The 15,785-nt window shown below is 50.5% G+C and carries 8 protein-coding genes; all 8 read left to right on the top strand.

Annotated features, from left to right (window positions below):
- The first annotated feature begins 8 nt into the window (after window positions 1-8).
- The 8 genes from B2U56_RS06570 to B2U56_RS06605 all read left to right on the top strand — a co-directional run bounded on the left by B2U56_RS06570 (window position 9) and on the right by B2U56_RS06605 (window position 15,776).
- Window positions 9-1,016 (top strand): major capsid protein, encoded by a 1,008-nt coding sequence (locus tag B2U56_RS06570; RefSeq protein WP_286952876.1) that lies wholly within the window; start codon window positions 9-11, stop codon window positions 1,014-1,016.
- Between the two features lie 16 nt (window positions 1,017-1,032).
- Complete coding sequence (locus B2U56_RS06575) at window positions 1,033-1,434, top strand: Bbp16 family capsid cement protein (protein ID WP_286952877.1); 402 nt, start codon at window positions 1,033-1,035, stop codon at window positions 1,432-1,434.
- A 248-nt stretch (window positions 1,435-1,682) separates the two neighbouring features.
- On the top strand, window positions 1,683-2,276 hold the full coding sequence (locus B2U56_RS06580; protein WP_286952878.1) for a hypothetical protein: 594 nt from the start codon (window positions 1,683-1,685) through the stop codon (window positions 2,274-2,276).
- 2 nt (window positions 2,277-2,278) lie between these two features.
- Complete coding sequence (locus tag B2U56_RS06585) at window positions 2,279-4,579, top strand: hypothetical protein (RefSeq protein WP_286952879.1); 2,301 nt, start codon at window positions 2,279-2,281, stop codon at window positions 4,577-4,579.
- A 49-nt stretch (window positions 4,580-4,628) separates the two neighbouring features.
- Window positions 4,629-5,054 carry a hypothetical protein gene (locus B2U56_RS06590; RefSeq protein WP_286952881.1) on the top strand — a complete coding sequence of 142 codons (426 nt, stop codon included), beginning with the start codon at window positions 4,629-4,631 and terminating at the stop codon, window positions 5,052-5,054.
- Window positions 5,055-5,056: 2 nt separating this feature from the next.
- Window positions 5,057-5,746, top strand: coding sequence for a virion core protein, T7 gp14 family (locus B2U56_RS06595; protein ID WP_286952882.1), 690 nt, complete (start codon window positions 5,057-5,059; stop codon window positions 5,744-5,746).
- Window positions 5,747-5,766: 20 nt separating this feature from the next.
- The gene (locus tag B2U56_RS06600; protein WP_286952883.1) at window positions 5,767-7,407 is read left to right on the top strand and encodes a hypothetical protein; all 1,641 of its coding nucleotides are present in this window, start codon (window positions 5,767-5,769) and stop codon (window positions 7,405-7,407) included.
- Window positions 7,408-7,412: 5 nt separating this feature from the next.
- Window positions 7,413-15,776 carry a hypothetical protein gene (locus tag B2U56_RS06605; protein WP_286952884.1) on the top strand — a complete coding sequence of 2,788 codons (8,364 nt, stop codon included), beginning with the start codon at window positions 7,413-7,415 and terminating at the stop codon, window positions 15,774-15,776.
- Window positions 15,777-15,785: the final 9 nt, after the last annotated feature.

Raw genomic sequence — 15,785 nt, forward strand, 5'->3', positions numbered from 1 at the left:
TGGTATAAATGACCACAATCGGAAATATGAACCCCACCTTGATGGATGTTGCTCGCAGGAGCGACCCTGACGGGAAAATAGCGACGATAGTAGAGCTCCTGAATCAGACAAACGATGTACTCGATTATTTGACGTGCCTTGAGTGTAACAACGGTACCGGACATAAGACTACTGTACGTACAGGTTTGCCAAGCGCAACATGGAGAATGCTCAATTACGGTGTCCAGCCAAGCAAATCTCAGACCAAACAGGTCACAGACTCGACAGGCATGCTCGAAGCGTATTCAGAGGTAGACAAGGCTCTCGCAGACCTCAACGGCAATACCGCCGAATTCCGGCTCTCCGAGGACCAGCCATTCTTGGAAGCCATGAACCAGCAGATGGCCAGCACCCTCTTTTATGGCAGCACGCTCGCAGATCCTGAAAAATTCACCGGACTGGCCCCACGCTACACAGCGCGCCAAAGTACAGATGATACGAAGTCTAGTTTCAACGTCATACATGGCGGCGGGCAGGGCGACGACAATACCTCGGTCTGGCTCGTCGTCTTTGGGCCGAATACTGTCCATGCCATTTATCCCAAGGGGTCCAAGGCTGGAGTGTCCCACCAAGACCTCGGAGAGGTGACCCTTACTGACGCACAAGGAGGGAAATACCAGGGGTACAGGACTCACTATAAGTGGGATATCGGCCTTACTGTCCGTGATTGGCGCTATGCAGTCCGCATCGCCAATATCGATGTGAGCGACCTTGCCGGAGCGGCTGGGCAGAAAGCACTCATAGCACTGATGGTTCAGGCTTCCGAGCGCATTCCTGTCCTTGGGATGGGCCGCGCTGTATGGTGCATGAACCGCACTGTTCACAGTGCCCTACGGCTTGGAATCCTTGAGAAAATTGCCAGCAACCTGACCTGGGAGACTGTCGCTGGCAAGCGGGTCATGGCCTTTGATGATATTCCAGTCGCACGATGCGATGCGCTTCTCAATGCCGAGGCCCTTGTGCCTGCGGCATCTTAGAAAGGAGTGAATGTATATGATTCTTGATAAAGAACTTATCTTTAGCAAAAACCAGGCAGTGACAGACCTTGGCGCAGCTGCCAGCACTGACGTCGTTGACCTCACAAAGCCTGGAGATGCCATCGACTCTTTGTGGCTCCAGGTTTTGTGCACAGAGACTGCCACTAGCACTGGAGATGCCACCGTGGCTATCGCTCTTGAGACGAGCGATACCGAAGCTTTTACAAGTGCCGACACTCTTGTTGCTACCGCCGCTCTTGCAAAAACTGCAATTGTAGCGGGGACAGCGTTGCTCACGGCGCGGCTCCCCATGGGGTGCAAGCGCTATTTGCGCATGTCTTACACCGTAGGCACAGCTGCGCTCACGAAGGGGAAATTCACAGCGTTCCTCGTCAGCGGCATAGACAAGCCGGAGTAGCGCAATGCTTTGCCGGTGCGTTCGGAAGTGCTTCCGGGACAACCGGCTTTGGGAAGTGGGCATGGAGGGAGATTTCGCTTCATGCCCATCTTTTTTTAAGCCAGAGAATGAACCCGTAGAAACCAAAGAAGATCAGAACGTTAAAAAAAGCGCTACGACAAAGGGGAAGGCCACAAGCAAAAAAAGGTTATAAACGGGGGGATGGAATTTTCTCCCCGTTTTTTGTTGTATAGAGGGGAGTGTGTCTCATGCCGGTCAGCATTATTTCAATCTGTAACATGGCCCTGTCTTCCATAGGCGGGTACGCTATTGCGTCTCTGGATGAACAGTCTGTGGAGGCTCGTGTTTGTCTTCAACACTATGATCCATGCAGAGATGAGGTTTTGAGGTCTTTTGAATGGCCATTTGCCACGAAAGTGGCAGCCCTTGCCACCGTTGCCGGGGTGAGCTTCCCAGGGTGGGAGTACACATATTCGCTGCCTTCGGATTGCCTGTACCCGCGCAAAATTGTCTTGTCAAGTGGAGAATCCGTGCCTGTTGCTCTGTTCGAGATCCGGGCTTCTAGCAACGGCACATCTAAATATATCGTAACAAACACCGAGAAGGCCTATTTGGAATATACAGGCCGCATTGAGGACCCGACCATGTTTGATCCTCAGTTTGTTCAGGTCCTTTCGTGTCGTTTGGCGGCGCAGATCGCCGTGGCTTTGTCGGTTGACAGCAGGAAGCGCGGCGAGATGATGGAACTGTACCTGTATGCGCTCAATAATGCGAAAGTGACGGCGTCGAACGAAGGCCGTAGAAAAATCACTTACGACAAATACAGGAAGGCCAGGTTATAGCCATGACTTTCCTCAGGGCGATGCAGCCAAGCTTTGCGGCAGGGGAGCTTTCGCCAGCTTTATGGGCTCGAACTGATTTGGCCAAGTACCAGACAGGGCTCAGGCTGGCAAGAAACGTTTTTATCCACCCGCACGGGGGCGCAAGTAATAGGCCTGGTACTCTCTGGGCAGGAGAGACGAAATATCCAGACAAGAAAAGTCGTCTTATCCCGTTCATGTACTCTACTGAACAGGCGTATGTGCTTGAATTTGGAGACAAGTACATCAGGATCATTGTGGATGGCGGTTATGTCTTGGCGCCGACGCAGCTCCCGTATGAAATAACTTCCCCATACTCATCCACTGAACTCTCAAGTATCAAATATACCCAATCTGCCGATATACTTTTTTTATGCAGCCCCAACCACCCTCCCCAGGAACTCCGGCGATATGCCCACGATAACTGGGAGCTTGCCCCCTTCGAGTTTCAAGATGGCCCATTCCAAGATGAAAACACCACATCAACGACAATAACGTCATCAGGCTCACTCTCCGTAGGGGGGACGGTTACGTTGACAGCTTCTGCAAGCCTCTTTGCCGCAGGAGACGCAGGGGGCCTTGTGCGGGTATCTCATCATGTCGGAGAACAGAAGACGACAAAGGTCTTCAGCGCTAATGGGACGAGCGATGCGCTTGAAGTGGAAGGGGAATGGAATTTTAGAACGAGTGGAAAATGGAAAGGGACTCTGGTGTTAGAGAAATCTTACGACGATGGGGCTACATGGATTCCGTACAAAACATACATTACCGACACTATTACCGATGGGAATCATGACAGATCTTACACAACGTCAACAGTTATAAAAATAAGGGTGACAATGACCGGCTACTCTACAGACACAGACCATCCCGGCCCATGCACCGTGACCCTTACGGCGGCTCCGCGGCTCAATGATGGAATAGTGAAAATTACAGGGTTTACAAGCGACACTGTTGTAACGGGAATTGTAAAGAAGAAAATTGCTTCCACTGATGCAACGAAGCGTTGGGGGCTTGGGGCATGGAACGGAACACAGGGGTGGCCGAAGGTGACAATGTTCTTCCAGGAACGGCTATGTTTCGGCGGAACGGCCAAAACTCCGAGTACTCTCTGGTTTAGCGAGGCAGGCAATTACAACAGCTTTAAGGTATCTACGCCACAAGTGGATTCGGACGCTATAACGGCTCCTATCGTGAGTCGCATGGTGAATGAAATTAGGGGGATGATTCCCTTAAAAGACCTCATAGTTCTGACAAGTGGTTCTGAGTGGCGCATATCTGCATCTTCAGGCGTCTTCTCGTACAGAGATAAGGATGTATCTCCTGAGGGCTACAGAGGCACATCAGAAATTGCCCCCCTTATTGTCGGGAATACGATTCTTTTTGTTCAAGAAAAGGGATCTACGGTCCGGGATTTCGGCTATTCTCTCGAGAGCGACGGCTACGTTGGAAATGACCTGACCGTGTTGTCAGACCACCTGCTCAAGGGCCATGAGCTCATCGACTGGACCTACCAGCAGGAGCCGTGGAGTCTTGTATGGGTCATTCGAGATGATGGCAAGGCTTTAACCCTTACATACATGAAGGAGCACGAAGTCTGGGCATGGACCCAGCACGAAACGGCAGGAGAATTTGAGTCCGTATGCTCTATCCCAGGGGCGAAGCAGGACGATGTCTATTTCATAGTCAAAAGAACGATAAACGGCACCGTAAGGCGATTTGTAGAACGTCTTTCTGTCAGACTAGAGGACCGAGATGTTAAAAAAGCCTACTTCGTGGATTGCGGCGCTACCTATCATGGCGAGGCCGCCTCGACTATTTCGGGGCTGGATTGGCTTGAAGGCGAGGCCGTTTCTGTTTTGGCCGATGGCGGCGTTGTGTCTGACCTTGTCGTTACGGGTGGAGCTATTACCCTTCCGGAACCAGCGGAATATGTAACAGTGGGGCTGTCTTACGTAAGCGAAATAGAAACCTTACAGATTGAAGCTGAACTAAGAGATGGCACAGTCCAAGGCCGGCCCAAGAGGATTACAGACGTTACTTTGCGTGTACAAGATACGAGAGGGGTTGCTGTAGCCCCAAATAGCGACAGGCCTAACCAGATGATAGACCTGAAACCGCCCTTTACTGTAACAGACCCTATTGCTCTTGTTACAGGAGATACTCCTCCGATAGCCATCCCGTCAGGCTTTGACCGGAATGGCGGAAACGTCTATATCGTGCAGCGCTTTCCACTGCCCATGACGATTTTGGCGGTGATTCCAAGTGTTGAAGTTGGAGGTTAAATCTCGCGGGGGTTTCGTGTTGCGCAGAGCGATTCCAGGAGACTGCGAGATGATAGCTGACGACATGAGGTCTTTTGATGTTGCGGAGGTGTGGGCCGCATCAAAGAGCAGCCCTATTGAAGCCGTTGAGAAGGGATTTAGGAGTTCTGCCCCTTTTCTTTGGACAGGGGCATGGAGCGGGACTCCGGTTTTCATGGGAGGGTGCGTTTCTTTGGACATTGTCGGCGGCGTTGGAACTCCATGGTTGTTGGGAACAGAAAAGATCCGCGAGTGCCCCATTCAGTTCGCGCGGATGACGAAAGAAATAGTATTTTATCTCGCTTCGCAGTATCAGTTTCTGTTCAACTACGTTGATGCTAGGAACCTAACAAGCATTAGATGGCTTAAATTTCTAGGGTTCACTATCCATGAAGCGAGGCCATACGGGGCGCTTGGGCTCCCGTTCCATAGATTTGAGATGAGGGGGAGGGGATAGCGATGTGCGAGCCCTCAATAATAGGGATTTTACAGATAGGTAGCGGCCTTATCGGAGCAGCTGGTTCTTACTACCAGGGCAAAATAGCACAGGCCGAATATCAATACCAGGCAAACATGCTGCGCCAGAACGCCAGGCTTGCCGAGGCCAACGCAAAGGTCGCAGAAATGAACGCCAAACGGAAAGAAACCGAGGCTCACGAAACGGTTATGGCCGGCGGGGCTGAAGAGGCGCGGCTACGCCTCAAAATTGCTCGCCTCAAGGGAGAGCAGAAGGCCGCTGCCGGGGCGTCGGGCTTTGAGATTACAAGCGGCTCCAATCTCGAAACTCTTCTTGACACAGAAGAGATGGGAGCAAGAGATATTGAGACCCTCAGATACAACTATCAGGTTAATCGGTGGGGACATCTCTCCGAAGCCGACGAATACATCCGCCAGGCATTGGAACATAAGACGCAGGCTGTCGGACTACGAGGCCAGGCAGATATGAGCATGGTGGCTGGGAAACATGCCAAGAGCGCCGGAAAGATAGGAGCCTTGACGGGGCTTATCGGCACAGGGATGACTGTAGCTTCGAGCTGGTATCAGATGGGATATAACCCGCTAGAGTCCCTGAAGAAAGATAAACCTTCACAGGGCATTAGCTATCCTGCGAACTATGACCCCCATAAAGTTAGGACACCATACCATTAACCAGAGAGGAGATGGCACGAATGAGAATACCCGTCTATGACGATCCACAGGTGACCCCGCAAGTCGCACCTACTGTTGCGAAGCGGCCACTGTCATATCAAAACACAAGACCTGTCACAGATGATTCAGTGACCAAGGCCACCAGCATGATGGGAGATGTTCTCTCTGGTGCAGCTAATGAGCTTTTGAAGATACATGTGGCCGAGCAGGCCAAGGCTGATGACATCGCCGTCCTCGACGCTTCGAATAGGTGGGCGGAGGATATAACAGGTTTCCTTAACGATCCAGAAAAAGGCATTTATACACGTATGGGCAAAGGTGCGAAGGGGGCTACAGGAGATACAGCAAAACACCTTGACGAAATCGAGCGTGAAATATCCAAAGGCCTTGAGAACGATCGCCAACGCGAGCTTTTTAAGAGATTTGTGATGAGGGATCGGCTTTCTCGTATCGAAGGTGTATCCCGGCACGAGCGAAGTGAATTCAACAAGTACCGGATGCAGGTTGCGGACGATTCCGTGAACACGGCTATCTCGAGTATTTCCGCTTCTCCGTATGATGAAGAAACGTTTCAGGCAGAGCTTGACAGAGCCGAAAACGCTATCTTCTCCGTTGTCGGAGACCAAGGTGAGGAGATCGTATCCGAAAAGGTCAAGTCTCTGCACTCGGCAGCTCATGAAGCCCGGCTGACTGGCATTCTCCAAGACAATCCCAGGGCAGCAGAGGCCTATTTTAAGGAGAACAAGGACAAAATAGATGGGCAGCAGCATGCCAAGTGGAAGGCGGCCATAGAAAAAGAGGTGGACATCCTTTTTGGCCAGGAAGAAAGCGACCGACTCTATCAAAAGTTTGGCATTGACGGCGAAGCGAAGGCAGTGAAATGGGTTCGAGATCACTACGAAGGCGACAAAGAGAGCAAACTTATGGCCCATTTGCAGGCTCGGTATGTTGACGAGCGACGATTCAAGGCCGAGCGTGAAAGTAAGTCCTTTGATTCCCTCTATGACCAGGTGGCCGGGGCGTCGAGTTACGCTGAGGCTCTGACCATTATAGAAAAATCAGATGTAAAAAAGCGGCATAGACGTTCTCTTGAAGCGTATGCCCGTGAGATTTTCGAAGTCAGCGAGAGCGGGAGCCCTGTCACGCCCCCTGCTACTAGTGCGAGGCTCCAAGACCTCATGGACAAAGAAATATTGTTTGACGAATATCCGACATGGAAGGCTTTCTACGCTGAATTTGGGGCGGATTTGTCGTACGGTGATCGCAACAGGTATCACAGCATGTATGAGAGTACAGAAAAGCCGCCAGTGGTTTTCTCGCTGCAAAAGGCCATTGATAAAGCAATAAAAGACGCGAAGATAGACGACCTCAAAGAGCAGTCGAAGTTCCACGATTCCGTGATTGCGCATATAGCCTACGACGAGGGAATTAAGGGGCGCAAGCTCACGACGACGGAACGAACAGCGGTTATCCAAGATCTGTCTGAAATGAAAATACTCAGAAGGAGGGCATGGTGGATACACGAGAAGATAATGGGATATAAAATCCCCCCTGGTTACGAATTTAATGGTGAACATAATCAGTGGGAATACGAGGATCCCAACACTGGCATTGTTTATGACCTGAATGGCACGCCTATAGGGCGATATACAGAGGAGTGAAGACGATGACCTTCGTCCCTTTTTCTCCTGAAGAACAGGAAGAACAAAAGAATAAAGAAAGAATGACTCTGATCCCCTCACAGGGGATCGATGCGGCAGAAGCGCCTAAAAAGAGAACCTTTGTCCCCTTCACTCCCGAAGAACAAAGACAAATACGGACAGAATCTTTGCGCGGGGCTTGGGCCGAGAGCACGAAAGTCGACCCAGACTCTTATGCAAAAGACGCTACGTTGGCAGAGAAAAACCATTGGCCACTGTGGATGGTTCAGAGGGGAGAAGAAAACAGGAAACAAGCCGAGGCGAATATTGCGCAGCCAGACTTTGGTGATTTGAGCGAGAATTATCCTGTTACATGTGATTACCTCAGTATGTACCAGAATATGGTTGTTTCAAAAGACGATATTGAGAATTTAAAGAAGACAGAAAATATTTTTACCAAAGCGGGCAAGGCAGTTGGAAGAGGTTTTATGAGTAGCATTGACATGGACGAATGGGCAAAACTCAGCAAGAAAGAAAGAACATCCGGACTGAGCGTGAACGAGCAGGAAAGATTTGAATATCTGCTAGCGAAGATGTCAAAGGCATCAGGCGGAGATCCGATGTCTGGGTTGGGGCAACAAGCAGGGCATAGCTTTATTCCATGGTCGGAAACAGCTAAAGAATTATTGCCCACCCTGGCCGCAGCAAGCGCATTAGTAGCTTTAGGAATAGGCACAGTTAACCCGATGGCCATTGCTCCAGGAGTAATGCTTGGAGCTAAAGGGGTTCTTTCCACAGTGCCTGGAATTCTCGGTTTTATGACCAAGGCTACGGCAACAAAGAAAAGCGCCGAATATATGATGAGACTTGAAACAGAAATGCTCTATCGAGAGATTATGAGCTTGGAAGACGAAAAAGGGGTTCCCATTAGCTCATATCTTGATAAGGAAACTATAAACTTTATTTCGGACCTTTTTGGCGGAGCAGCGGGCCTGGGAGAGTTTTTCCCCATGGAGTATTTTACTCGATTTATTCCAGGGCTTGGTGAGATGTCTGGCAGAGCTGGGATAAAAGCCATCTTGGCGACTCCGACCGCACGGAAAGTATTTGTATCTTTCCTTAAAAATTATGCAACGGGGCTGGCCTTAGAGTCAACGCAGGAGGGCCTTCAGGAAGTAACTGCCATGTTCGGCAGAGAGCTTGCAAAATACATTGCTGAAGGAGAAGGGGCGACCGGTGTAGAGATTGCCCATCCTGCAGAGTATGTTAAGGCTTTTGGAGAAGAAGCTATATCGTCAGCGTGGAGTTTTTCCCTTTCGCAGATGGTAGGTCCCGGGATGGGGCTTGCTGCAGACCTACATAACGTAGAAAGAGCCAAGATAGAAAAACAGGTTTTCTTAGAGATTTCTGGTGCAGCGAAAGAATCGAAGACGAAGGTAAGATTGCCTGACGCTGCACGTCGACACGTAGAAATGCTCACCCAAAATGGGCCTGTCGAGACGACGTACATTGACGCTGAACATTTTTTCCAATACTTCCAAGAGGCTGGGGTAGACCCAATGGAAGTGGCAAAAGAGCTAGGCGTTGAGGAATCTGATGTCACAATGGCCTTGGCCACAGAGGGCAGGCTTGCCGTTCCTACGAGCGAGTATGCCGTGAAAATAGCAGGAACAGAAGCTGGCGATGCACTTCTTGATGATGTTACTTTCACCCCGGAAGGAATGACAATGAGAGAAGCCTCGGTGTTCATGGCCGAGCAAAAAGAGATTGAACGCAGGGCTCTCGAAAAAGCTGAACAGCTGATAGCCGAGGACGAGGCGCTGGAAGCTGACCTTGAGTATGTCAAAAGCTCATTCATGACGCAAGCCTTATCGGCGGGGGTAGCTGCAGATGTGGCAGAGGGCAATGCATCTCTTTTCAAGGCACGAGCGAAGGCTATCCTTGGCCGGTATGGGATCAATCCCAGGGAGTGGTACGACAGGATAGGCCTTCAGATAAGTCAGACAGAAGAGGCTGGCAGAGTAGGGTATCATCAGCCATTGAATCCGGATGTGGATTTGGACATGGAAGTTCCCGTGGTGGACCTGACTGATGTGGCCCCAGTGAGGATCTCTGGATCGGGCAGCAAGGCGTTCGTGGAGCAGTGGAAGGGTGCTCCCCTGAAGATTTCCACTGGGAAGGACGGTAAAGTTCTTGATGCGCACCTCTACCGGAAGGACCCCAGGCATGTTTTCTGGTCGAGTGACAAAAGAAGCAGGAGAAATGCAAAGAGGAACAAAGCTCTAGCAGCCTTAGAAAGAGTTTTGGCAAACACTGTTCTTATTGAGAGTTTTCCAAACCAGAAGAAGCAACAAAAGCCCAAAGTGAAAAATGTCCACAGGTTCTACGTGCCAGTGAAGGACAACACGGGGGTGGCAACTCTGCGTCTTGTGGCTTTCGAGATGGGAAACGGGGATATTACTGTTGACGGGGTAGAGCTTTACGACATCATTGGAGAAAAGCAAGAGTTGCCCCCGAGCCGAGAAGGCTCGCCGCTGTGGGACAACTCTCTCCCCGAAGAGGCCAGCAACCCCGTTGAAGGGCGCGCATTTAGCGGGAAACGAGATGCCTCTCCAGGTAAGTATCTCACAATACGCCAGATGCTCGCCGGTGTCAAGGATTCGGGGGGGCAGCCTTACTACCAATCAGCTTTTCATGGCAGCCCGCATCGTTTCGACAGGTTCACCCTAGAACACATTGGTACGGGCGAGGGGATGCAAGCCTACGGGTGGGGGCTGTATTTTGCGGGTGATAAAGGTATAGCTGAGTGGTATAGACATAATCTTGTCTCAAAACAAGTATCTGATAAATACCTTTCGTGGGCAATGTCTAATGAGGGCTTAGCAAATCTATTTGAAGATGAGCTTTATGTTTATGCAGATAGAAACCTTGACTTAGCAGATATATCTGCCGAGTTCAGCAATGTTTTTTACAGAGATGCCCATAATATGCCGCAAGTTATTTCAGATAAACTTGTAAAGGAGATATTAAAATATAAAGATAAAACACCCACTCAAGGCCAACTTTACGAAGTTGACATACCAAGTGACAACGTTCTTCTTGATTGGGATAAGCCGTTAAGCGAACAGAGCGAACACGTTAAGAGTGCCTTGAAAGATTACATCAACCAAGGGGCTAGCGAGGCATCTACTGGGTCATGGATTTATAAGGAGCTTCAGGCACCCTTTGTGGCTGAAGGGCTGGGCTACAAGATAAAGGACGATGATAGCAGTGATGCCCGCAAAGAAGCTGCGTCTAAGTACCTTAACTCTATTGGCATCAAGGGCATCAAGTACCTTGACAGCACGTCGAGGGCTAAGGGCGAAGGGGCATACAATTACGTCATCTTTGACGATGAGGCGATTGAGGTTTTGAATACCTTTTACCAAGGCAAAGCTCGCAACTCTATGGCCGCGCTTGATGCTGACTACCTTTCCGCTGTCGAGGCCGGGGATATGGAGTCGGCCCAGCGGATGGTGGACGAGGCGGCAAGAAAGGCGGGGTATATTGTTGAGGGTTGGCATGGTTCAAGAACGGGGAAAGTTTTTAATGTGTTTGACAACGGCATGTCCTTCTTTAGCAGTGACCCTGAGGTCGCTCATAGATTCGCTGAGGAAGGCATGTATGTTATTTCAATCAATGGCGATAAGCAAGTTATCTCTAAAAACACCTTCGAGAGCATACTTATTGAGCCTTTCGAGACAGAGGACTGGCACCTGGGTTGGAACTGGTTGCAGGAAGAGGATGAATATAGCGACAGGACTAGGCAAAATTTGGCCGATTGGTTCCCAGAAGTCGCCACCGCAGAATCGGTAATTATTGAAAGAAGCGAGGCGGGAGACGAATATCGCAGGTTCTATCTAAAGATTGGCACCCCTATATATCACGATTATGGCGGCGCGCTTTGGAGGCCCGGGAATGAATCTCCGGAGAGGAAAATTGGCAACGCAGAGGTTTTGGTAGCTAAGAACATTCGCGAAGGAGGGGCCACAGCAGAAAAAGACCTGCCAATCGCCGATACTATAGTTATCAAAGACCGCACTGCTATAAAATCAGCCGACGCTGTAACCTACGATGATAGCGGCAATCCTATCCCGCTCTCCGAACGATTTAACTTGGAAACAGCAGATATCCGCTACCAGAGAGATGATAGATTTTCACCACGCGGCTCCACGTCCTTCAGCTCCAGAGAGACTGTAATCAGGCTCTTCGAGACCTCCGACAGGTCGACTCTTCTTCACGAGACAGGGCATGTCTTCCTGGAAGACCTTCGTAGCCTGGCTCTTGAGAATGAGAAGGCAGCAGAGGACCTGAAAGCCGTCCAGGATTGGCTCGGCGTTGAGGATTGGGTAACCCTGACGAGAGAACAGCGGGTTGCGGCCCATGAGAAGTTCGCCCGGACCTTCGAAGCGTACCTGATGAACGGGGAAGCTCCTTCTGAGGGGCTGAGGCGGGTATTCAGGAACTTCCGGTCATGGCTTGTGAGTATTTATAAGGATATTGTGGGATTGTCTCAGGAGGCTGGGGAGGACATAGCGTTATCAGACGAAGCGAAGGATATCTTCAACCGTTTGCTTGCTACCGATGAAGATATAGAAATCGCTCGAAATATGGCTGGGTACGAAACGGCAACGGAAACGACGCTTGAGAGCCTGGCAAGGCATGCAATGGCGAACGGGAAGGCCGTTGAAGACGTGGGGAAAGTCCCTTCTGCAAAAGATCTCAAGAAGCGCCGACTTGAACTGACCGAGCAGATAAAAACCGAGCTTGAGGAGTCAAGAGGATACAGCACTCTCAATTCGATGAAAAGGGCTGCGAACAAGGGCGGAATCAAGATTAATGAGGCCGAGGCCATAGAAGTGTACGGCAAGGAATTTGTGGACCAAAATTTAAAGCCCCTGGGGGTCCTTTCTAAGCAGTCCACGTGGCAAATGGATGATCTTGCTGTCCGTTTTGGCTATGGTTCTGGCGATGAGATGGTGAGAGATCTATCGACACTTCCTCCCATCAACGAAGTGGTAAAGCAACAAGTAGATATTATGATGGAAAGAGAAGCGGCGCTATCTGAAGGCGAGGCGGCCGGAGCTCTCAGAAACGATGATCGCCTTGAAGCCCTGGCCATAGAGAGAGAAGACATCGCTCAGAAGCTAAAGGGCGAAGTGAAAGAAAGCGAGATGCCCGACTGGGCCAAGGATATGGGAGAAGACACCTCAGCAAAAGACGTTGACGTGGCTGTTAATGACGAGTCCCTGCCATGGCTGGTGTGGATTTTAGGCAACGACGAATCATTGAAATATCTCAGGAAGCGGAAGCGGAGCCTGAATAAAGCCTTGAAAGAGGCGATGGCGGCCTTTGAGACGGACAGGTCGGACGACATCCGTGCCCAGATGGTGGATCTGCAGAATGAGATAGACTATATTGCCGAAGCTGATTCAATTCTTAAGGAGACCATCAAGGCAGCAAAAGAGATGAGCGGGGAAACCGCGAAGAAGCCAAAGAGTCAGGAGAAGGTCAAAAGCTCTCTGAGATGGGAACAGGTCTCGGTGGAAGAGGCTATAAACGCAGCTGTCACTTCGCCTACCGCAATGGCGTCAATGAAAGAGGCCTGGGGTCTTGCGCAGCGGGTGTCGCGCCTTGCTTTCAAAGAAGGTTCTGAAGAAGCAAAGGCGAGGGCCCGGGACATTAAGCGGCAGATGAGAGAGGCTGTGAAGCAGGTAACAGAAGCGAGGGAGCGGTGGAGAAAAGACGCAAGGGCCATAGCTAAAAGCCGAGCCCAAGCCGCCAAAGAGATTGCTGGAAAGGTGATTTCTGAGAAGCCTGTTTACGACATCAAACCAGCAATGTATATGGCAGCTGAGAAGAAGGCTCAGAGAGCTATAGAGAGGGCTCTCAAGGCTAACGATTTTGAAGAGGCAACCCGTCAAAAAGATATTCAGATACTCAATGCAGCTCTCGTTTCGGAATCGTCAAAGGCGTTGCAAGAAATCCCTGTTATAGAGCGATATTTGAAGCGCATGAGCAAGAAGAAGTTCAAGCGGGGCTATGGGGTTGATAACGACTATACGCAGCAAATCCACACTCTTCTCGACGGACTCTACTTCGGCAGCCGGAAAAAGAAGGCAGAAGCCGAAGTACAGAGCTTCATGCAGTGGAAGAAAGAGCAGGAAGACGCAGGAAATATCGTAGTGGTCCCTGATCGTATTATTGCTCTAGCGGGGAAGAGACACGCTAAAACGCTGACACTGAGCGAGCTTCGGGATCTCAAAGACTCTGTAAAGAACATAAATCACTTGGGCAATCTAAAGAATAAGCTCTTGGCCAATTCGCGAGTCCGCGATTTAGAAGCTGCGGTAGACCTTATCGTCAAGACCGTTGGCGAGAACACTAAAAATCCTCATGACATTGTAGGGGAGAACGAGCACATGGCCGACAAGGTCATGTCAGGACTCAGGAGTGCCCACGCTGCACATACTCGCATGGAGACTCTTATAAGGAAGCTCGACGGAAACAAGGACTGTGGCCCTGTCTGGGAGCTGTTCTTCAAGCCCTTTGTTGACGCGCAGAACGATGAAACAGTAATGACAGAGGCAGCTCAGGAGGCCGTGAAGGAAATATTTGGCATGCTCGACGTCAAGGGGTCCCACTCCCACAAGGAGAAGTACTACCCGTCTATAGACTGGAAGTTGTCAAAGGAAAACCTCCTGTCCATCGCACTTAACTGGGGCAACGAGGGGAACAGAGATCGTATCTTACAAAGTAAGGGATGGACGGAGGCGCAAGTGGAAGGACTCCTTGCCGAACTAACAGATTCCGACTGGGCGTTCGTGCAAAGTGTGTGGGATTTCCTTGATTCATTTTGGCCCGCTATCGCAAAGCTTGATAAAGAAATGACAGGCATCGAGCCCAAAAAGGTTTCGGCTCTTCCTTTTACTACGCCGTCAGGCATTAGGATGAGCGGCGGGTATTTCCCCATCAAATACGACCCGCGGCAGAACATAAAGGCCTGGGAGTTTGATGAGAAAAAAAAGCTCGACAACTTCATGGGTTGCCAGATCTACCGTGCCCAGACACAGCATGGGTTCACAAAGACGCGGCTTGAGAATGTGAGCCGGCCTGTAGATCTTCATCTAAACGTGATTTCGGAACACGTGAGCGAAGTCATTCATGATCTCACGCACAGGAGAGCAGTACGGGATGTTACCTTGCTTCTCAATGACGAGAGGGTCTCAGAGTCAATATCAAAGGCCGGGCCTGAAATGTGGCGGGAATTCAAGCCGTGGGTGCAGCATATTGCCAGTGGTTCGTATTCGCCCATAGGCCCCTGGGAAAAACTCCTCCGCAGGGGGCGTAAGGGGGTTACCGTTGGGGTGCTTGGCCTTAAAATCACGACGTCAATCATGCAGTTCATGTCTGTATTCGGAGCCGCCGAGCGCATAGGGACGGCGCACATGCTCAACGCATTACAGGATTTTTACAAGAACCCGCTGCAATGGAAGAAAAAAGTTGATTTCGTCTATTCCAAGTCTCCTGAGGTTCGCACTCGCATGACGACCTTCGACCGCGATATCCGAGATACTATCAGAAACCATACAGGCAAGGGGAAGAAGGGCAAGGTCATTGCCATGATGTTCTATACACATGGGCTTATGGATGCTGCTGCTGTCATACCCATATGGCTTGAGGCGTATGATATGAAACTCCAGGAGACAGGAAACGAAAAAACGGCCATCTATTACGCTGATTCTGTAATACGCCAAACTCAGCCGGCATCGAACGCCAAGGATCTGCCGAGCATTATGCGCGGCGGTGAACTGATGAAGCTGTCAACCATGTTCTATAACTATTTTTCAGTGCTTTATAACCTCTTCGCCTCGCGGCTTGGGATGACAAGGGCTGAGGGGCTTAAGGGTCTTCCAAAGCTCGCAGCCTCCTTCCTCTGGCTCGTGGCTGTCCCTGCGGTGCTAGGGCAATTGGCGACAGGCAGAGGCCCCGACGATGATGATGATTGGGGGGAATGGCTGGTAGGCACGATCGCAATGTACCCCTTCCAGGCAGTTGTAGGGGTTAGAGACCTGGCCGCCTATGTGGCAAAGCCCCAATATGGGTATTCGTTCTCCCCGGCGGTAAGGGCGATCGAAAGCGTTGGGAGTTTGATTATCCAAGCGACACAGGCCATGGGAGGCGACGACTGGGAAGATATTATCAGCCCTGCCCTTGACGTCATAGGCTATTGGGGACAGTTCCCGATCTACCAAGCGAAGATCACCATAGGACAGCTTTTGCTCTACATGCTGGGCGAAGAGAGCGACTGGGATATTTCTCAGCTCTTTATAAGGAAGCGTAAAAAATAGGGGCCTTCG

It is taken from the genome of Aminobacterium sp. UBA4987 (genome assembly GCF_002396985.1).
GTDB lineage: Bacteria > Synergistota > Synergistia > Synergistales > Aminobacteriaceae > Aminobacterium > Aminobacterium colombiense.

Coding starts and splice junctions, on each gene's coding strand:
- B2U56_RS06570 (WP_286952876.1), top strand. CDS start 9: ATGACCACAATCGGAAATATGAACCCCACCTTGATGGATGTTGCTCGC.
- B2U56_RS06575 (WP_286952877.1), top strand. CDS start 1,033: ATGATTCTTGATAAAGAACTTATCTTTAGCAAAAACCAGGCAGTGACA.
- B2U56_RS06580 (WP_286952878.1), top strand. CDS start 1,683: ATGCCGGTCAGCATTATTTCAATCTGTAACATGGCCCTGTCTTCCATA.
- B2U56_RS06585 (WP_286952879.1), top strand. CDS start 2,279: ATGACTTTCCTCAGGGCGATGCAGCCAAGCTTTGCGGCAGGGGAGCTT.
- B2U56_RS06590 (WP_286952881.1), top strand. CDS start 4,629: ATGATAGCTGACGACATGAGGTCTTTTGATGTTGCGGAGGTGTGGGCC.
- B2U56_RS06595 (WP_286952882.1), top strand. CDS start 5,057: ATGTGCGAGCCCTCAATAATAGGGATTTTACAGATAGGTAGCGGCCTT.
- B2U56_RS06600 (WP_286952883.1), top strand. CDS start 5,767: ATGAGAATACCCGTCTATGACGATCCACAGGTGACCCCGCAAGTCGCA.
- B2U56_RS06605 (WP_286952884.1), top strand. CDS start 7,413: ATGACCTTCGTCCCTTTTTCTCCTGAAGAACAGGAAGAACAAAAGAAT.